The organism is Ruegeria sp. CDSC045 (assembly GCF_059610725.1).
This window is the reverse complement of sequence record NZ_JBXWOE010000001.1, coordinates 773,632-793,023: the sequence shown is the minus strand read 5'-3', so window position 1 is coordinate 793,023 and position 19,392 is coordinate 773,632. Positions and strand designations below refer to the sequence as shown.

At 56.5% G+C, this 19,392-nt stretch carries 15 protein-coding genes; 10 read left to right on the top strand and 5 right to left on the bottom strand.

Annotated elements, in window-relative coordinates; genetic code table 11:
- The first annotated feature begins 4 nt into the window (after positions 1–4).
- Both AC2FH6_RS03940 and AC2FH6_RS03935 read left to right on the top strand, forming a co-directional pair.
- The gene (locus AC2FH6_RS03940; RefSeq protein WP_496701279.1) at positions 5–1,279 is read left to right on the top strand and encodes an MFS transporter; all 1,275 of its coding nucleotides are present in this window, start codon (positions 5–7) and stop codon (positions 1,277–1,279) included.
- Positions 1,280–1,387: 108 nt separating this feature from the next.
- Complete coding sequence (locus tag AC2FH6_RS03935; RefSeq protein WP_142633241.1) at positions 1,388–1,966, top strand: DUF924 family protein; 579 nt, start codon at positions 1,388–1,390, stop codon at positions 1,964–1,966.
- On the opposite strand, the gene AC2FH6_RS03930 is transcribed toward AC2FH6_RS03935, so the two are convergent.
- A complete protein-coding gene (locus AC2FH6_RS03930; protein WP_496701277.1) occupies positions 1,963–2,397 on the bottom strand; it encodes a hypothetical protein in 435 nt (144 codons plus the stop codon). The genes AC2FH6_RS03935 and AC2FH6_RS03930 overlap by 4 nt on opposite strands.
- Positions 2,398–2,611: 214 nt before the next feature.
- On the opposite strand from AC2FH6_RS03930, the gene lpdA reads away from it, so the two are divergent.
- Positions 2,612–4,006, top strand: a complete 1,395-nt coding sequence (gene lpdA / locus AC2FH6_RS03925; RefSeq protein WP_271947557.1) for a dihydrolipoyl dehydrogenase — start codon at positions 2,612–2,614, stop codon at positions 4,004–4,006.
- Between the two features lie 109 nt (positions 4,007–4,115).
- On the opposite strand, the gene AC2FH6_RS03920 is transcribed toward lpdA, so the two are convergent.
- Positions 4,116–5,501, bottom strand: a complete 1,386-nt coding sequence (locus AC2FH6_RS03920; protein ID WP_496701275.1) for a M20/M25/M40 family metallo-hydrolase — start codon at positions 5,499–5,501, stop codon at positions 4,116–4,118.
- Positions 5,502–5,825: 324 nt separating this feature from the next.
- On the opposite strand from AC2FH6_RS03920, the gene hemA reads away from it, so the two are divergent.
- From hemA to AC2FH6_RS03900, 4 genes are all read left to right on the top strand, one after another.
- Positions 5,826–7,049, top strand: coding sequence for a 5-aminolevulinate synthase (hemA, locus tag AC2FH6_RS03915; RefSeq protein WP_142633250.1), 1,224 nt, complete (start codon positions 5,826–5,828; stop codon positions 7,047–7,049).
- Between the two features lie 128 nt (positions 7,050–7,177).
- On the top strand, positions 7,178–8,389 hold the full coding sequence (locus AC2FH6_RS03910) for a helix-turn-helix domain-containing protein (protein WP_496701273.1): 1,212 nt from the start codon (positions 7,178–7,180) through the stop codon (positions 8,387–8,389).
- Positions 8,390–8,459: 70 nt separating this feature from the next.
- Entirely contained in the window at positions 8,460–9,581 is a 1,122-nt protein-coding gene (gene ispG / locus AC2FH6_RS03905; protein ID WP_496700516.1) for a flavodoxin-dependent (E)-4-hydroxy-3-methylbut-2-enyl-diphosphate synthase, read from the top strand.
- 305 nt (positions 9,582–9,886) lie between these two features.
- Positions 9,887–11,308 carry a pectate lyase family protein gene (locus AC2FH6_RS03900; protein ID WP_496701271.1) on the top strand — a complete coding sequence of 474 codons (1,422 nt, stop codon included), beginning with the start codon at positions 9,887–9,889 and terminating at the stop codon, positions 11,306–11,308.
- 39 nt (positions 11,309–11,347) lie between these two features.
- Here the strand turns inward: AC2FH6_RS03900 and AC2FH6_RS03895 are convergent, their stop codons facing one another.
- Positions 11,348–12,106 carry a DsbA family protein gene (locus tag AC2FH6_RS03895; protein ID WP_496701269.1) on the bottom strand — a complete coding sequence of 253 codons (759 nt, stop codon included), beginning with the start codon at positions 12,104–12,106 and terminating at the stop codon, positions 11,348–11,350.
- Positions 12,103–13,485, bottom strand: a complete 1,383-nt coding sequence (locus AC2FH6_RS03890; RefSeq protein ID WP_496701267.1) for a M48 family metalloprotease — start codon at positions 13,483–13,485, stop codon at positions 12,103–12,105. Before AC2FH6_RS03890 ends, AC2FH6_RS03895 begins: the two co-directional genes overlap by 4 nt.
- Here AC2FH6_RS03890 and AC2FH6_RS03885 point away from each other — a divergent pair.
- From AC2FH6_RS03885 to AC2FH6_RS03875, 3 genes are all read left to right on the top strand, one after another.
- Positions 13,484–14,647, top strand: coding sequence for a pyridoxal phosphate-dependent aminotransferase (locus AC2FH6_RS03885; protein ID WP_496701265.1), 1,164 nt, complete (start codon positions 13,484–13,486; stop codon positions 14,645–14,647). The genes AC2FH6_RS03890 and AC2FH6_RS03885 overlap by 2 nt on opposite strands.
- Positions 14,648–14,713: 66 nt before the next feature.
- On the top strand, positions 14,714–15,934 hold the full coding sequence (locus tag AC2FH6_RS03880) for an N-acetylmuramoyl-L-alanine amidase (protein WP_496676059.1): 1,221 nt from the start codon (positions 14,714–14,716) through the stop codon (positions 15,932–15,934).
- 95 nt (positions 15,935–16,029) lie between these two features.
- Positions 16,030–18,519 (top strand): penicillin-binding protein 1A, encoded by a 2,490-nt coding sequence (locus tag AC2FH6_RS03875; RefSeq protein ID WP_496701263.1) that lies wholly within the window; start codon positions 16,030–16,032, stop codon positions 18,517–18,519.
- On the opposite strand, the gene AC2FH6_RS03870 is transcribed toward AC2FH6_RS03875, so the two are convergent.
- Complete coding sequence (locus AC2FH6_RS03870; RefSeq protein WP_496701261.1) at positions 18,513–19,346, bottom strand: aminoglycoside phosphotransferase family protein; 834 nt, start codon at positions 19,344–19,346, stop codon at positions 18,513–18,515. The two genes, AC2FH6_RS03875 and AC2FH6_RS03870, sit on opposite strands and share 7 nt — an antisense overlap.
- Positions 19,347–19,392: the final 46 nt, after the last annotated feature.

The following is a 19,392-nucleotide window of genomic DNA, read 5'->3' as shown; positions in this document are numbered from 1 at the left end:
CTCTATGCTTCAGGTCATTACCAGCGCGTGGTCACTTCTTCTTGGCATGGGCCTGCTTATGATTGGCAATGGCCTACAGGGCACAATCCTGGGCGTTCGAGGCGAGATCGAAGGGTTTTCGACCCTTCAGATGTCTGTTGTGATGTCAGCTTATTTCGTAGGTTTCCTCGGAGGTTCTCGCCTTGCACCGGAGATGATACGGCGGGTTGGACATGTGCGGGTCTTTGCTGCGCTCGCTTCTTTTATTTCGGCCGTGATGATCATGTATCCGATGTTGACCGAGCCAGTCGCGTGGGCTTTGGGGCGTGTCGTGATCGGGTTTTGTTTCTCGGGAGTGTATGTCACCGCCGAAAGCTGGCTGAACAACGCGGCCAATAACGAGAACCGGGGCCAGGCGCTTTCGCTTTATATGATCGTACAGATGACTGGGATCATCACCGCTCAGGGGCTTATGCTGGTTGGCGATCCTGCTGGTTACGAAACCTTTGTGATCGCATCCATTCTGGTTTCGGTATCCTTTGCTCCGATTCTGCTGTCGATTTCACCGACACCGGCATTTGACACGACCAAGCCTATGACATTGCGTGAACTGATGGGGAAGTCGCCGTTGGGCTGCGTGGGCATGTTCCTGCTGGGCGGAGTGTTCTCGGCCCAGTTTGGTATGGCGGCGGTCTATGGCGCGCGCGCTGGGCTGACACTGGTTGAGATTTCGACCTTCGTGGCCGCCTTCTATATCGGAGCAATTCTGCTGCAATATCCGCTGGGTTGGTTCTCGGACCGGATGGATCGCCGGTTCCTGATCATGCTGGCGGGCATCATTGGTGCTTGCGGGGCGGCCACTGCGATGATGTTCGGGTCGACCTCATTTCCGTTCCTTCTGGCCTCGGCCTTTGTGATCGGAGGCATGTCTAACCCACTGTATTCGCTTCTGATTGCGCATACGAATGACTTTCTGGAGCATGAGGACATGGCGGCGGCCTCTGGCGGTCTGGTCTTCATCAATGGACTGGGCGCCATTGCCGGCCCGCTGATTACCGGGTGGTTGATGGGCGATGACGTGTTCGGACCGTCGGGCTTTTTCCTGATCATCTTTGCACTGCTTGCAGCCACTGCTGTCTATGCGATGTATCGCATGACACAGCGTGCGGCGATTCCTGTGGACGAGACGGGCACCATGTCTCCGCTTTACCCAACGGCCTCGCCGGTGGCGTTCGAATTGGCGCAAGAGGTGGCTATCGAAGCCGCCGAAGCCGATCAGGAAACGCAAGATGTAGCCTAGGACACGAAATTATGTCGCAAGTGTTGCAAATTTTTACTGTCACAAATCTGTAAATCAGCCTTAAATGACGTTACGTCCCTGGGGAGGGCAAAACGACGGAGCAAGGCAATGGTAGGGCCTGAAGAAGTATTGAGTTTTTGGCTGGATCAAGTGGGTCCAGATGGTTGGTATATTGAGGATGAAGCGCTAGACGCAGAGATCCGCGAAAAATTTCTTTCCACATGGGAAATTGCTAATGAGGGAAAGTTCTCTCTCTGGCTGACATACCCCAGCGGGGCACTGGCCTATATCATTCTGATGGACCAGTTTCCTAGAAATATGTTCCGCGGCAGTGGTAAGGCGTTCGCCACTGACAAGGCGGCCTTGTCGGCAGCGAAATGCGCCATCGACAAGGGCTGGGATCTGAAGATTGACGAACCCGCGCGGCAGTTCTTTTATCTTCCACTGATGCACTCGGAAAATCTGTGTGACCAAGAGCGTTGTGTACGCCTGATGTGCCAGAATATCGACGAATCCAAGTCAACCAACCTGCTGCATGCAAGGGCGCATAGGGAGGTGATCCGAAAGTTCGGCCGTTTCCCCTATCGTAACGAAGCATTGTCGCGCCCCATGACCGAACATGAGGCCGCCTATGTAAACATGGGCGGGTACGGATCCACCGTCCGAGAGCTTCAGGCCGCAGGTTAGCCTTCGACCGAACATCCTTTGATTGTGATAATACGGTCGGCCACAGTGTCGGCCGTTTTTTCTATTGCGGTGCCGATGAAGGCGTCAGGCGTTTCGGCAACCGCAACGATACGAGACTGCGCCGCCTGCAGCGTATCTTCGATTTGGCTCAGACGGTCGAGCGTTTGCGAGACCCGTTGGGCGGTGGCGGTGTCGGCAAGCGCGCCATTGACTTGTATTGTCGCGAGTTCAGTGCGAAGTGCTGCCAATTCACTGCGCACCCCTTGAACCTCTTCGCGCAAAGGGGCGACGATCTGAACCTTCTGTGAAAAATCAGACATCAGGGACTGCGCTGTTGTGGCCAGCTTCCAGCCCAAAAACAAACACAAGGCCACCAGGATAAGCGTGGCGTTGATTAGGGCGAGGACCAGATCTTTCAGCGTTTTAGCCATGTTATGCCTTTCGCGTAGATGGATTTAGAATGGAGCAACTGGGATACTTAGCTATCTTCTAGCGTTTCGAACGGGTGCGGTATAGGCTCGAACCTCTGCAATCCGTATGGGTTTACCTAGCGTAGCTTTTGTCGCGGGGACTAAGTGTTGAAGGGTGACTGGTATTAGTTTAATGGTAAACTAATTTGGAAATGACCTGCTCCGAGAGGGAAACATGGCAGCACAATCTTTTGATCTGATCGTAATCGGCGCTGGTCCTGGCGGGTATGTCGCAGCCATTCGCGCAGCACAGCTTGGTTTGAAAACCGCCGTGGTCGAGCGCGAACATCTCGGGGGGATATGTCTTAACTGGGGCTGCATCCCAACCAAAGCGCTGCTGCGGTCTTCAGAAGTGTTTCACCTGATGGAGCGCGCAAAGGATTTTGGGCTGAAGGCCGAGAAGATCGGATATGATCTGGATGCTGTGGTCAAGCGATCGCGCGGTGTCGCCGGGCAACTTTCGGGCGGTATCGGTCACCTGCTGAAAAAGAACAAAGTGACGGTTGTCATGGGCGAGGCGACGATTCCGGCCAAGGGCAAGGTCTCCGTCAAGACCGACAAGGGCAGCGAAGAGTTGACAGCCAAGAATATCGTTCTGGCAACCGGCGCGCGCGCCCGCGAGCTTCCCGGGCTCGAAGCGGATGGTGATCTGGTTTGGACTTACAAACACGCCCTGCAGCCGCCGCGGATGCCAAAGAAATTGCTGGTCATCGGGTCGGGTGCAATCGGGATCGAGTTCGCTAGCTTCTACAATACGCTCGGTGCAGATACGACGGTGGTTGAAGTCATGGACCGCGTTCTGCCCGTCGAGGATGCCGAGATCAGCGCCTTCGCCAAGAAAGCCTTTATCAAACAGGGCATGAAGATCATGGAAAAGGCGATGGTCAAGCAGTTGGACCGCGCTAAGGGTAAAGTCACTGCGCATATCGAGGTGAAGGGAAAGGTCGAAAAGCACGACTTTGACACCGTGATTTCTGCCGTGGGCATCGTCGGCAATATCGAAAATCTGGGGCTTGAGGCTTTGGGTGTCAAAATCGACCGGACCCATGTTGTGACTGACGAATTCTGTCGCACCGGTGTCGATGGCCTGTATGCCATCGGTGACATTGCCGGAGCGCCATGGCTGGCGCATAAAGCAAGCCATGAGGGTGTCATGGTGGCCGATCTGATCGCCGGTAAACATGCCCATCCGGTCAAGCCCGAAAGCATCGCGGGCTGCACCTATTGCCATCCGCAGGTAGCGTCGGTCGGCTATTCCGAGGCAAAGGCGAAAGAGCTTGGCTATGACATCAAGGTCGGCCGTTTTCCCTTCATCGGCAACGGCAAGGCAATCGCGCTTGGAGAGCCGGAAGGGCTGGTCAAAACAGTCTTCGACGCCAAAACCGGAGAGCTGTTGGGCGCCCACATGATTGGCGCGGAAGTCACTGAGTTAATTCAGGGGTATGTGGTCGGGCGCCAGCTTGAAACCACCGAAGAGGATCTGATGAACACAGTGTTCCCGCATCCGACTTTGTCCGAGATGATGCATGAAAGCGTTTTGGACGCTTACGGGCGCGTGATCCATATGTAACTCAGGGCAGGGGGTACCTCTGCCGATCTGCGGCACATTACCAAAAGTATCTTTGGCCAGATGAAGCAGCGAGCCAAGCTTCATCTGGCCTTTTGATTCCCGGATTTGGTTATCGGGTCAAAGCGTCGAGAATGCGCGCCCAGGACCGGATGCCTTTGTGAAAGCTCTTGACGTCATATTTCTCATTCGGTGAGTGAATTGCGTCATCATCATTGGCAAAGCCCACAAGCATTGAATCCATGCCAAGTTCCGTGTCGAAGTAGCCAACGACAGGGATTGACCCGCCCATTCCGGTAAAGACGGCTTCGCGCCCCCATTCATCGGATAATGCGCCTCGGGCGGCTTCGAATTCGGGGCGGTTGATATTCATGACGGATGCGGGCGCGCCTTCAAGATCGTTGTCCCACTGTACTTTCGCGTCGGGTGACAGGCGGTCTTCTACATGCTTGCGAATCTGGTCACGCAAGGCGTCAGGGTTCATGTCACCCACCAGACGACAGGTGATCTTGCAATGCGCCTGTGAGGGAATGACCGTCTTCGAACCGGCGCCGTTATAACCGCCCCAAAGCCCGTTTACCTCAAGCGTCGGGCGCGCCCATTGTTGCTGCAATGTCGAATATCCTTTTTCGCCGTGTGGCTGAGAATACCCCACCGAGTTCAGATAATCCGCCTCATCGAACCCGCAGTTTTCCCATTGGCGCAACTGTTCGGCCGGGACCTCATGAACCCCGTCATAAAAGCCTTCGACAGCGACGCGACCGGTTTCGTCGTCATAGAACGAGGCGACGATCTTGGAGAGCTCTCGCAGCGGGTTTAGCCCCGGTCCGCCGTAATGGCCCGAGTGCAGGTCGATCCGCGGACCGATGATGGTGAATTCGTCCTTGAGCATCCCGCGCAGCTGTGACGCGATTGATGGCACCCCACGCGACACCATCGAAGTGTCGCATACCAATGCCAGATCCGCTTTCAACTCGGCCACGTTTTCACGCAGGAACGGGACCAGCGACGGCGAACCGGATTCTTCTTCGCCTTCGAAGAAGAAGGTGATGCGGCAGGGCAGGGTGCCATGGACGGCCTTCCATGCGCGGCACGCTTCGACGAAGGTCATCAACTGTCCCTTATCGTCCGAAGAGCCTCGACCCCGGATAACTGGCCCATTTTCGGTTTCTTCAATGGCCGGATCGAACGGATCCCGGTTCCACTGGTTCAACGGGTCAACGGGTTGAACGTCATAATGGCCGTAGAACAGAACATGGGGCGCGCTGTTGTCCTCGCCTATGTGGCCCACCACCATGGGATGTCCGGTGGTTTCACGTTTTTCAGCCTGAATTCCTATGCTTTTCAGGTCAGATACCAGCCAGTCAGCTGCCTGGTTGACCTGTTGGTCAAAGGCCGGATCGGTTGAAATTGACGGAATGCGGAGCAGTTCCATCAGGCGGTCGATTGAGGTTGGCAAATCGGTGTCGATGCGGTTCAGAACAGCGTCCAGCGACATGAGAGGGCTCCTGCTTGATTTGGGTTTTCCGGAACCCTATCAGCGCCACTTTTGCCGTCTAGCCCGCAAGGACAGGAATCTGGTACAATATCGGAAACCCGGATGAGATAATGTGCTGTGCCTGCGTCGTTTCCTCGCGTCCAGGGGGCGTAACTTTACTTGTCGGTCAGGGTCAGAGCGGATATTTGATGCAAATCAAATGAGCTTTCACTGTGCTTGCGGTATCAAGCAGGCAGCGGGAAATGCTCTGGTGCAGATTCGTATCCTGCGCAGAAGAAGACGTTCGGTCGCCGTAATTTCGGTCGGGCAACTAAGGAGAAACCGGTGGATTATACTGCTCAGCTCGATTCAGCGATCGCAAGGCTGCATGACGAAGGACGGTACCGGACCTTCATTGATATCGAACGTCGCAATGGTCATTTCCCGCATGCGGTGCGCACGCGCCTCGATGGATCGCAGCAAGATATCACCGTCTGGTGCGGCAACGACTATCTTGGCATGGGGCAACACCCTGTGGTGCTGGAGGCGATGCACGAGGCCGTGGATGCCGCAGGCGCCGGATCAGGTGGAACCCGCAACATTTCGGGCACCACGGTTTACCACAAACGGCTTGAGGCCGAGCTGGCCGATCTGCACGGCAAAGAAGCTGCGTTGCTGTTCACCAGCGCCTATATTGCAAATGACGCGACACTCAGCACTTTGCCGAAACTGTTTCCTGGTCTGATCATTTATTCTGACGCATTGAACCATGCTTCGATGATCGAAGGGGTGCGCCGCAACGGCGGGTCCAAGCGCATCTTCCGCCACAATGACGTCGCCCATCTGCGCGAACTGCTTGAAGCGGATGATCCCGCAACGCCCAAACTGATCGCTTTTGAGTCGGTGTATTCGATGGACGGCGATTTTGGCCCGATTGAAGAGATATGTGATCTGGCCGATGAATTTGGTGCGCTGACCTATATTGATGAGGTCCACGCCGTTGGCATGTACGGACCGCGCGGCGGTGGCGTGACCGAGCGTGATCGTCTTGCCCATCGGATCGACATCATCAACGGCACATTGGCCAAAGCCTATGGCGTCATGGGGGGCTATATCGCGGCCAGCACTAAAATGTGTGACGCTGTGCGGTCTTATGCTCCGGGCTTCATCTTTACGACGTCCCTGCCACCTGCCGTTGCTGCGGGTGCCGCAGCTTCGGTTGCCTACCTCAAAACTGCGTCCGAATTGCGAGAGCAGCATCAGACGCAAGCAAAGATCCTCAAGCTTCGGCTCAAGGGGATGGGCCTGCCACTGATTGATCACGGCAGCCACATTGTGCCCGTGATTGTCGGCAACCCCGTGCACACGAAGAAACTCAGCGATATGCTGCTGGATGACTATGGAATCTACGTCCAGCCCATCAATTTCCCCACTGTTCCGCGTGGAACAGAACGCCTGCGTTTCACACCGTCCCCGGTTCATGGACCTGACGAAATGAACCGTTTGATCCAGGCGATGGACGAACTTTGGTCACATTGTGCGCTAAATCGCGCCGAACTTGCCGGTTAACCTAACGCTAAAGTGTGCAATTCGTATGCCGCGTGCTAAAATTACGCTAACAAAACTACGGCGCGAATCATTCTTTTAATGATTCGACCACGGCGTGAAACACGCACAGGCAGAATGGGGCAGCAGGGATGATTGGGCGCAGATCACAGCGCGGATCCGAAGGCGACACTGACGTCAGGCCCAAGGGCTTTGACGACTATGAGGTGCGGCTGGGCGACATGATGCGTGGTGAACGCGCAACAATGGGCAAATCCTTACTGGATGTGCAGCGCGAACTGCGGATCAAAGCCAACTACATTGCAGCCATAGAAGATGCCGACCCGGACGCCTTCGATACGCCCGGATTTATCGCTGGGTATGTGCGCTCTTATGCCCGCTATCTAGGGATGAACCCCGACGAAACTTTCTTTGCGTTTTGTAAGGAAAGCGGGTTTGAGGTCGCACATGGCATGTCGGCCGAGGCGTCGGTGGTTCGAAAGACCTCGGGCAGCTTGCCGGCTCGCGGTCCGATGGGGCGCGATCCGTTTATCTCGCCAAACACTCCCTATATTCCCGGACGGGAATCGTTGGTCAGCCAGATAGAGCCGCGTGCCATCGGGTCGTCTCTGGTTCTGTTGGCTGTGATCGGCGGTATTGGATATGGCGGATGGTCCGTCCTGAACCGGATTCAGCAAGTGCAGGTAAGCCCGGTTGAACAGGCTCCGGTTGTCTTGTCTGATTTGGACCCGCTTGAGGCGGCGCGTAGCACCACCGAAGATCAAGTCGCGCTGATCGACACCCCCTCGGCTGAGGCTCTGGATAGGCTGTATCGCCCACAGGCCCTGGATTTGCCGGTGCTCGTTGCCCGTGATGCACCAATTTCTACACTGGACCCGCGTACCGTTGGCACCTTCCAGCCGCCTGAGCCGCCCAAGGTTGAGGTTGCCGAAGTCCATACGGTTCTTCGCCCGGCATTGCCGCAGGTGGTTGAACAGATTGATACGACCCTGAAAATCGTCGCCGTTGATCCGGCGTGGATGCGGGTCACCGCTGCGGATGGAAGTATCATCTTCGAGGGTACGCTTGGAACCGTCGAACAGGGCAGTACATTCGAGGTACCGCTGACAGAAGAACCGCCTAACCTACGTGCAGGTGCCGCCGGATCTGTCTATTTCTCGATGAATGGTGACCATTTCGGCCCGGTCGGAGCACCAGGAACTGTCGCCAAAGGTGTCGTTCTGTCCAAGGATGCGGTTTCCGAACGCTATACGGTAGCTGATCTTGAGGCCGAGCAAAACGTCGCCCTCAAGCAACTGGTGGCGGAACTTCAGGCGCAAAGCTCTGCCGCACCGACAGAATGATCTGACCATTGCAGTGGCCAGTTAGGCTGACTATTTAAAGATCAACTCAGACAGTCTTGGACCCGTCCACATGTCCCTTAATCACGTGCGCCCATGGCGCAATATCTACCGCCGCAAATCTCGTCAGATCATGGTTGGAAACGTCCCCGTCGGAGGTGACGCTCCGATTGCGGTGCAGACTATGACCAATACGCTGACGACGGATGTTGCGGCGACTGTGGCTCAGGTGCAGGCCGCCGCAGAGGCGGGTGCGGATATCGTGCGCGTTTCGGTCCCGGATGAGGCCTCGTCCAAGGCGCTGAAAGAGATCGTGCGCGAAAGTCCGGTACCTATCGTGGCGGATATCCACTTTCACTATCGCCGTGGGATCGAGGCCGCCGAGGCAGGCGCAGCATGCTTGCGGATCAACCCTGGCAACATTGGCAATGAAAGTCGGGTGAAAGAGGTCATTCAGGCCGCGCGTGACCATAATTGCTCGATCCGGATCGGGGTGAATGCGGGAAGCCTGGAAAAGCACCTGCTTGAGAAGTACGGCGAGCCTTGCCCCGAAGCGATGGTTGAAAGCGGGCTAGAGCATATCCGGATTCTTCAGGACAACGATTTCCACGAATTCAAGATCAGCGTGAAAGCCAGCGATGTCTTCCTGTCGGCAGCTGCCTATCAGGGCATCGCCGAGGCCACGGACGCCCCCATCCATCTGGGTATTACCGAGGCCGGAGGACTGGTTTCGGGCACCATCAAATCGGCGATTGGTCTGGGCAATCTGCTGTGGATGGGCATTGGCGACACGATCCGCGTCAGCCTGTCTGCGGATCCTGTCGAAGAGGTCAAGGTGGGGTTCGAGATCCTGAAATCTCTGGGCTTGCGCCATCGCGGGGTTAATATCATCTCATGCCCCTCTTGTGCACGGCAGGGGTTCGATGTGATCAAAACAGTCGAGGCGTTGGAACAGCGTCTTGAACATATCAAAACACCAATGAGCCTATCGATCATCGGCTGTGTCGTGAACGGCCCGGGCGAAGCGCTGATGACCGATGTCGGCTTTACCGGCGGCGGTGCCGGATCGGGTATGGTGTATCTGGCGGGCAAGGCCAGCCACAAGATGTCCAACGAACAGATGGTCGACCACATTGTTGAAGAGGTCGAGAAGAAGGCCGCTGAACTGGACGCTGCGCAGGAAGCCGCTGAGTAATTTTCCAGCTTGATTGGCCGTTGAATGACCAGTTCGGCAGGCATGCAGGGTCAATTCATAGGGCCTGCACTTTATTGGCCGCGTGTATCTGGTGGACCCCAATCCCAGACACCTCATTGAAAACGCGACGCTGTTGGTCCACATTATTGTTAGGAATGAGATTTTCATTCCCGCTTAGATTTGTTGTTTTTGTTTCAAGGGTTTCTTAGTCGTATGCCAGTAAGTGATCGTTTGAAGAATAGATTGTCTCCTGCCTCTTCGGCCCTCGGTCTTTGCGGTCCGAACTCTTACAGGGGGCTTATGCAATGCGCCGTAACTTGAAAGCCTTCGGCTTGGGTGTAGTTATCGCCGGGTGTTCGGGTTTCATGGTGGCAGATAGCGTAGTGGCCGATCAGCCCGCATTTCCCGGTGCGGTGGGATATGGGCAGAACGCTACGGGTTGGCGTGGCGGCGAAGTGTTTCATATCACAACCCTGGACGATACCGGCCCGGGCAGCCTGCGTGAGTGCGTCGAAAATGACGGCTCCGGACGGGTTTGCGTTTTCGATATTTCAGGGACGATCACTGTAGACACCCAGATGAAAGTGGCTTCGAACACCTATATCGCCGGACAGACCGCGCCGGGACAGGGGGTGCAGATCAAACTTGGCAAGGTTCTGGATTCACCCCTGATGATTTTTGAGGCGCAGGACGTTTTGCTGCGGAACCTCAAGTTTCGGCCCGGACCCAGTTACAAGCCCTCGTCGAACGTGGACGGGCTTTCCATAGAGAGCAGTTCGAATATCTACGTTGACCGTGTCTCGATCCAATTTGCCACGGATGAGAATCTGGGCGTTGGAACGGAAAACCTGCCAAGCGAAGATATCACGATTGCCCGCAGCATCTCAGCCCTGGCTCTGGATAAATCCACCCATACAAAGGGAAAGCATTCAAAAGGGGCTCTGCTGTGTTCCGATGATGGAACGGCAAGGCAATGTGGGCGGGTTACCCTGTATCAAAACCTGTTTGCCCATAACCGCGACAGAAATCCAGACATTCAGTCGTCACCATCTGGGCAAGTCGACATTATTAACAACGTGTTCTACGACGCGACCTCGCAATTCGGTGAGTTCTGGAACCATTACGGCGACACCTGGATCGCCTATGTGGGAAACGTGGTCCTGCCGGGCCCCAGTACACGGAACAGGCCGCCCCCCGCCGCATTCGAGGTGTTCCCTTATGGCGCGGACAAAGGGTTCAGCATCTCGGTTTTCGAACAAGATAACCTGCATCTGGACAGCCGTATTGAGCTGCTATGCGACAGATCAGTGAAGGGCAAGATTGCGGATGATGCGGCGGTCGAATTTCTAGTGGCTGAACCTCACCAGCCGCTGTCGGTTGAACCTGCCGAGGTGAGCGCGACATACGAAACCGTTCTTGGAACCGTGGGGGCCCGGCACGGGGATGACCAAGCTTTGGACAGTCTGGATGCGATGGTGATCGAAAACGTCCGCGGCTGTGATGGACATCGGATAAACGATCCGGGCGAGGTGGGCGGTTGGCCGGATTTGCCCATTGTTCACGCGGCAGTTGATACTGACCGGGACGGAATGTCTGATACTTGGGAAACAGGGCGGACTGGCCTGGACCCGAATGATCCCTCTGATGTCTGGGCGGACCGGGACGGCGATGGCTGGTCTAATCTAGAGGAATATCTAAGCCACCTTGCTAGCGACCCGATGCCCTGACGGAAAGGCCGGCTCCTGTTGCGGAACCGGCCTGCCAAATCAGCCTTGCTCGGCGCGAACGGCGTTCGCAATTTGCTGCATCTGATCTGCTTTCAGGTACCCGCGCAGCATTTCGGTGCCCAGCACAAACGAAGGCGTGCCCGAAATCTGCATCCGCTGCGCCAATTCACGGGTCTTTTGGATTTCCTCGGTGACCTGTTCGCTGTCCATTGCCGCCAGAATCGCGTCACTGTCCAAACCCAGCCCGTCCGAGATTCGGCGCAAAGTAACCGGCGACGGTTCCCCGGTGAATTCGAGCAGGGCATCGTGAACCTGCTTATAGGCATCGTCCCCGGCAACATGTTTGGCGGCAACAGCAAAGCGGGATGAGATCATCGACGCGTCTCCGAGGATCGGAAACTCTTTGATCACAAGCCGAATATTGCCATCCTCGGCCAGCAGGCTGGCCACTTCGGGAACCGCACGGCGGCAATATCCGCAGCGATAGTCCATGAACTCGACCAGAGTAATATCTCCGTCCGGATTGCCGCCCACCCAGCTGTACCCGTCGTTGAAAAGCTCATCAGCATTGCTGGCGACAAGCTCTTTATCCGCCTGCGCTTCTTCAACGGCGTTGCGTTGTTCCAGAATGTTGATCGCTTCGATGATGACTTCGGGGTTTTCCAGAAGGTATTCGCGTACCTGCTCTCCGAATTGTTGTTTTTCGGCGTCGGTCAGGTGGCTCAGGTCCAGGGCCTGCGCCGATCCTGCGATCAGGGAAAGCCCCAGAAGGGCTGGTGCAGCGTGTCTGAGGATCATTTCCGTTTCCTTTTCGAATTACTCTTGTTTGCTTGTTCAAACGCAATCAACACATCTTGGGCCCGTTGCCAACCCGGTGATCCGACCGGCAACTGCGCAACCGCTCGTTTCGCGTGAATACCGGCGTCATCCAAACGGCCCTGCAGGGCATATCTTTCGGCTGTAACCGCCGATGCCATGCCAGTATTGCCTGTTTTGGCATAAGCTGCACCCAGGTCTTGCATCAATCTTGCGTTACGAAAATCTCTGGCCCGTGCTTTTTCAAGAATGGCCAAGGCTTCCACTGTCTTACCTTGAACCAACAGGGACCGCCCGTATCCGGCCAGGATAAGTGGGTTATTCGGCGCCAATTCAACGGCTTTGCCATATGCTGCTACCGCATCGGCCACTTGACGGTTTTCAAGCATGATCTGGCCTTTGAGGTCATAGTAATAGGGGTCATTGGGCCGGATTGCCAAAGCACCATCAATCGCAGCGCGCGCTTTGGTCAGATCACGGTTTTGATGGTGGGCTGCTGCCTCGCGCATCAGTCGTATGTCCTGGGCGGTTTCTTCTTTGGCGCGCCGCATCGTCCATGTGGGCGAGCGGATGAAGGCCGATAGTTTACCTTTCGCCCTTGCGAACCAGTAATCGGCATTCTGGCTGGGTTTGGCTTTGTCGCCGAACTCTTCCAGAAACGCCTCGGCGGCGCGCAGTCTCTCGCGGCTGGTGGGGTGTGATCGCATGTATGGGTCCTGGTTGACCGTGTTTAACAGCTCTTGCCCCGCGAATTTACGGTGCAGAGACACCATGCCACTGGGCGAGATACCGGCCCAACGTAAATAGCTTGCTGCGCTGCGATCCGCCGAGGATTCTTCAGCGCGGGTGTGGCCAAGAAAGCTGCGCAGGGCTGCCGAATTAGTACCGGCTGCAATTCCGAATGCGGCCTCGCCGCCGCCAGCAGCTGCAGCAATCAGAGCCAAAGCCGTCCCAAGCCCGGCTTTTTGCCGTGCAGCATTCAGGTTTTCGTAACGGCGCGATAAATGCCCGTTGGCGATATGGGCCGCCTCATGTGCGATAACCGCCTGCAACATCTCGGGGCTTTCGACTGAAAGGATTAGCCCATAGTTCAGATAGATCGCATTGTAATCCAAAACGAAGGCGTTGAACGTGCTGTCATTGACCACCAGTATCTGGACCCGGTTGGTATTTAGACCGGCGGCGCGCAGAACGGGAAAGGCCAGCTCTCGCAGACCGTGTTCAACATCTGGATCACGGATCAGGCTTTGGGCCTGAACAGCGCCTACGAGCCAAGTCACTGCAAACAGCAACAGGGCCGGGATTGACGCCAGCCTGGATACGCGTTCAAAAGCCATGATTGCAACATGGGAGATGGCCATGCGAAACTCAACCCGGTCCGGGGTCGATCCGTTCATCGTGATGGACGTGATGGAGGCTGCCCGCAAAGCCGAAGAAGCTGGCCGCCACATCATCCACATGGAGGTCGGCCAGCCTGGAACCGGCGCACCCAAAGGGGCGACCGAGGCATTGGCTAAGGCAATGGAGCAAGGCCCGCTGGGATATACCGTTGCATTGGGTCTGCCAGCACTGCGCCGCCGGATCGCGCAGATGTATGGCGAGTGGTATAATGTCGATCTCAATCCCGAACGGGTGGTGATAACCCCCGGTTCGTCAGGCGGATTTCTGTTGGCGTTCACCGCGCTGTTCGACAGCGGGGATCGCGTGGGTATTGGGGCCCCCGGCTATCCGTCATATCGGCAGATATTGCGGGCCCTGGGGCTGGTCGCGGTTGATCTGCCCACCGCTCCGGAACACCGCCTGCAGCCGGTGCCAGCCGATTTCGCCGGGCTAAATTTGCAGGGGCTGATGGTGGCCTCGCCCGCCAACCCGACAGGAACCATGCTGAACCATGCCGCAATGGGTGCGCTGATCGACGCCGCACACAGCCAGGGCGCGTCTTTCATCAGTGACGAGATTTATCATGGTCTGGAATACGAAGCCAAAGCCGTCACCGCGCTGGAGCTGACAGATGAGTGCTATGTGATCAACTCATTCTCTAAGTATTTCTCTATGACAGGTTGGCGTGTGGGCTGGATGGTTGTACCCGAGGATCAGGTGCGCGTCGTCGAACGGATCGCGCAGAACATGTTTATCTGCGCGCCCCATGCCAGCCAGGTGGCGGCGCTGGCTGCGATGGATTGTGATGAAGAATTGCAGGCAAATTTGGATGTCTATCGGCGGAACCGCGCGCTGATGTTGGACGGTCTGCCCAAAGCCGGTTTCACCAATATCGCGCCACCTGATGGGGCATTCTATGTTTACGCCGATGTGTCTGACCTGACCGACGACAGCCGTGCCTTTGCGGCTGAGATTTTGGATAAGGTCGGCGTGGCGGTCACTCCGGGGCTGGATTTCGATCCTCAGCGCGGGCATGGCACTATCCGTTTTTCCTATGCACGTTCGACCGGGGATATCGAAGAGGGGCTTCGGCGACTTCAGCGTTTCACGGCTGATCGGGGCTTGATTTCTGCCCAAGCCTAAAGCGTTCACATCCAAGTGCGGGTCGGGTAGGCTGCGCTTCAATCGATCTCGGGAAAACTTGAGGCCATGAGCAGAATTATCTACGCCATCGCGCTGATCTGGGCGCTAGGCAGTACCGCAGTTGCGCAGGATTTCAGCGCACTCGCCCGTGTTTTGCCAGACCAAAGTTCGATTGTTGATGACGGGCGGTCCGGTGTAAGCATCCAGCTTGGGCTTAGCCAGGGGGTGCCTTATCGCGTTTTTACCCTGCGCGACCCGTATCGGATGATCCTGGATTTCCAGGAGGTAGACTGGACCGGTCTTGATCGTGACCGCTTTCTACAGACTGGCCGTATCAGCGGTGTGCAGTTCGGCTCTTATGTACCGGGCTGGTCCCGCATGGTACTCGAACTGGGCGCGCCTCTGGCGGTTGAGACGGCGGATATGCGAGTGGACTCTGCGACTGGGGCCGCGCATTTGACGCTTGGGCTGCAAGGGACAGATTTCGACAGTTTCGCAGCCAGCGCCGGAACGCCCCGGCAAACCGGCTGGGATTTGCCCGAACCAGCAGAGACATCGGTCGCTCCGGTGGGGCAGGGCAACGGAACTTTGCGTGTCATGTTGGACCCCGGGCATGGAGGAATTGATCCCGGCGCCGAAGTTGACGGTGATGATGAGAAAACGCTGATGCTGACCTTTGCCCGAGAGCTGCGCGAGATGCTATTGCGCACGGGCGGATACGAGGTTGAGATGACGCGGACCGATGATCAGTTCGTTTCTCTTGAACGTCGTATTGCATTGGCACACCGTGCAGGTGCAGATGTGTTCATCTCTTTACATGCCGACATTCTGACAGAAGGGCGGGCTCATGGCGCGGCCGTTTACACGCTGTCGCAAGATGCCTCGGATGTGGCAAGCCACAAACTGGCCGAGCGGCACGACCGCAGTGATTTGATTTCGGGCGTCGATCTGAGCGGTGCGGATGATCAGGTTGCAGATGTTCTGCTGGACCTTGCGCGTCAGGAAACCAGGCCGCGTACGGATGCGTTGGCACAAATGCTGGCGAATGGAATGACGCAACAGGGCGGTCCGATGAACAACAAGCCAATTCGCACCGCCTCATTTTCGGTTCTGAAGGCAGCGGATATTCCTTCCGTTCTGATTGAGCTTGGCTTCCTTTCCAGCCCTAGAGATTTGAAAAACATACGAAATCAGGAATGGCGCATGGGAATGGCGCGCGGTATTCGGGATGGGCTAGAGAAATGGCGCCAGGACGATATGGTAAAACGATCCCTGATTGGACAGTGACCCCGTGGCGCAAACCGGCTATTATTGGCCATGGTGTTTTGACCCTGCACAGGTGCGACACTATATAGGCGGCACCGCGAGCAAAAGGCAGTAACGTGATCCGTTTCATTCTTTCGATTTTCGGGGCGATATTCAGCCTCGTGACCCTGGGTATTTTTATGGCTGCGCTGGTTATCGGCGCGGTGTTCTGGATGTATGGGCGCGACCTGCCCAGTCACGAATCCCTGGCGCAGTACAAACCGCCCACGATCAGCCGGATTTATTCTGGCGAGGGTCAGCTGATCGACGAATTTGCGCAGGAACGCCGTCTGTTCACCCCGTCAGAAGAAATCCCCGAACTGGTTAAGCAGGCCTTTATTTCGGCCGAAGACAAGAATTTCTATAACCATAAGGGCTATGATCCGCGCGGGATTATTGCCGCTGGTGTCGAGGCAGTGAAATCCAAAGGCGAGAATGTACGGGGTGCATCGACGATCACACAGCAGGTAATGAAGAACTTCCTGTTGTCGGGGGACCGTCGGGCCGAGCGCAAGATCAAAGAGATCATCCTGGCCACACGGCTTGAGAATACGCTGGATAAGGAACAGATCCTAGAACTGTACATGAACGAGATTTTTCTGGGCCAGAACTCGTATGGTGTAACCGCAGCAGCGCAAACCTATTTCAACAAGACCCTTCAGGAATTGGCTCCGCATGAGGCCGCCACTTTGGCAGCTATGCCCAAGGCGCCGTCGGATTATCACCCGGTTCGGCAGAAAGAACGCCTTGTGAACCGGCGCAATTATGTGCTGCGCGAGATGAACCAAAACGGTTATATCGACACGGCGACCTATGAGGCCGAGGTTGAGATGCCTTTGCGGTCTGTCCAGAATGGTGATTTCGAAAGTTTCCGCACCGCCTTACCGCCGCGGGATTACTTCACCGACGAAATCCGCCGCCAGCTGAGCGAAGATTTCGGCGAGGGCGAGTTCTTCACAGGTGGTTTTACTGTCCGCGCCTCTGTGGACGAGGAAATGCAAGTCAAAGCCGCGCACGCCCTGCGCGAGGCGCTGCAGAAATACGACCGGTCTCGTGGAAAATGGCACGGGACCGACGAAGTGATCGCCGAAGAAATACTGGCGGATGAGGTGCAGTGGCGTGAGGCCTTGGCGATTTTGGAAATCCCCCGTGATGTGGTTCTGCCAACGCAGTGGTATCCCGCAGTAGTACTGGATGTCGGTGAGCAGGCCCTGACCGTCGGCATTGAAAATGGTCCGGCTGACGGCATCATCCCGCGCTCGGACATCAAGTGGATGCAGGGCAGCTTCTTCGACAACTTCAAACGCGGTGACGTCATTCTGGTGATGGCCGGGGAAGAAGGCCAATGGTCCGCCCGTCAGGTCCCCGAGGTTCAGGGCGGCTTTGTTGCGATGGATGTGAACTCGGGCCGGGTTTTGGCGATGCAGGGCGGATTCTCGTATCAGGATTCGGTTTTTAACCGCGCCACACAGGCACAGCGCCAGCCTGGATCAAGCTTTAAGCCTTTCGTCTATGCCGCTGCGTTGGACAGCGGGTATAGCCCTGCGACCATTGTGGTCGACGCTCCGATCGAAGTGAACACACCGCAGGGCCTGTGGCGACCCAAGAATTCGACCAACAAATTCTACGGGCCGACGCCATTGCGTACCGGGATTGAACAGTCGCGGAACCTGATGACCATCCGTCTGGCGCAAGAAGTCACGATGCCGGTGGTTGCCGGATACGCGGAACGCTTTGGCGTTTATGACCGGATGGGTGCTTTCCTGGCCAACTCGCTGGGGTCCGAAGAGACGACGTTGTACAAGATGGTTGCGGCCTATGCGATGTTCGCAAATGGCGGCGAGCGGGTTGAACCCACTCTGGTTGACCGTATTCAGGATCGGTTCGGCAAGACAATCTATCGGCACGATGACCGCCAGTGCCTGGATTGTAATTCGGCCTGGCTGGAACCTGATGAATCCCCCACGATCGAGACAAACCGCAGTCAGGTCATGGATGCGATCACCGCTTATCAGCTGACGTCGATGATGAAAGGTGTCGTGGATCGTGGCACGGCATCCCGTGTTGTCAATCTGCCGGTGCCCACCGCTGGGAAAACCGGGACAACCAATGAATCCAAAGACGCCTGGTTCATCGGCTTTACTTCGAACATCGTTGCTGGCTGCTATATCGGCTACGACCGTCCGCGCCCGATGGGCCGGGGCGCTTATGGCGGCACTTTGTGCGGTCCCGTGTTCCAAAGCTTCATGGAGACAGCTGTCGAGAAATACGGCGGAGGTCCGTTCGAGGTGCCACCGGGTGGTCACTTTATCAAAATTGACCGATTCAGCGGTGCACGCTTGCCCTCTGATGCGTCCGGAGACTTTGTCGTGGCCGAGTATTTCCGCGATGGCGCCGACGGCTTTATCGACCGCATCTATGACGGTGGTTTTGCGATGGGTTCCGACCTGCCGCTGTTTGAAGAGGTCAACAGCTCGGGTCGTCAGGTGACCACGTCGACCGGCGACACCATCACCGTTGGCCCAAATGCCAGCCAGGGCGATTTGCAGGGCGGCGGGCTTTACTGATCCGCCGCGCGCAACAACAGATTCAAGAGCGTTGCCTCGGGCGCAGCTGAAACTATCCCATGGCCGCGCCACATGATGGATAGCGCACCTTTTGCAGCGGCCCATTGGGCAAGACGTTTCCGCGACACACCTAACGCTCCGGAGTAAAGCTGGAGGCAACGTTCGATCTGGTCGCGGCTGCGAACCAGATCGGGCATGCCTTTGGGGTGCCGCAATGCGTTTGCAAGTTCAAAAGCAGGATCGCCCAGATACCCCTTTGCATCAATTACCCGTGCCCCTGAAGGCGTTTGAATTACGTTATCGGTGTGAAGGTCACCATGCAGCGGCACCACCTGCGGTTGGCTCGTCAGAAGGTTTGATGCCAGTTCCGTTGCGCGGATCACATCGCGTTGTAGCGCGTCGGGGCAATCGCGGGCAAACGTGCAGTCAAACAGTGGATTGAATACCTCGTGCAATGGTCGCAGCTCGTCGAACGCAACCGTGGGCTTTTGGTGAAGGCGGTGGGCCATCTCCGAGAAAACCTGCAGCGCGCTTTCAGCGTTTCCGTCACGCGCGATGTCACCCAGTGTCGGACCCTCCAACCACTCCATCAATACGGCTTTGCCCGCTTCGGCATAAATGGCAACCGCGCCACGATCCCGCCAGAGCGACAAAAGCCCGGTCGAAGCAGCTTCGTTCCCGCGATCTGCGCGGTGGTATAGCTTTAGCGCGGCCGGCCCATAATCCCGCGCGTGAACTTTCCAGACTAACGCATGCTGGGCTTCGGCGATCAGTGTGGCACGGCATAATCCCCAGCAATCCATGATATCACCCGGAACAATATGCATTCAGGTCTCCGCTGTCTTGTGGTGGCCCCACGCTCTTGCTATCACG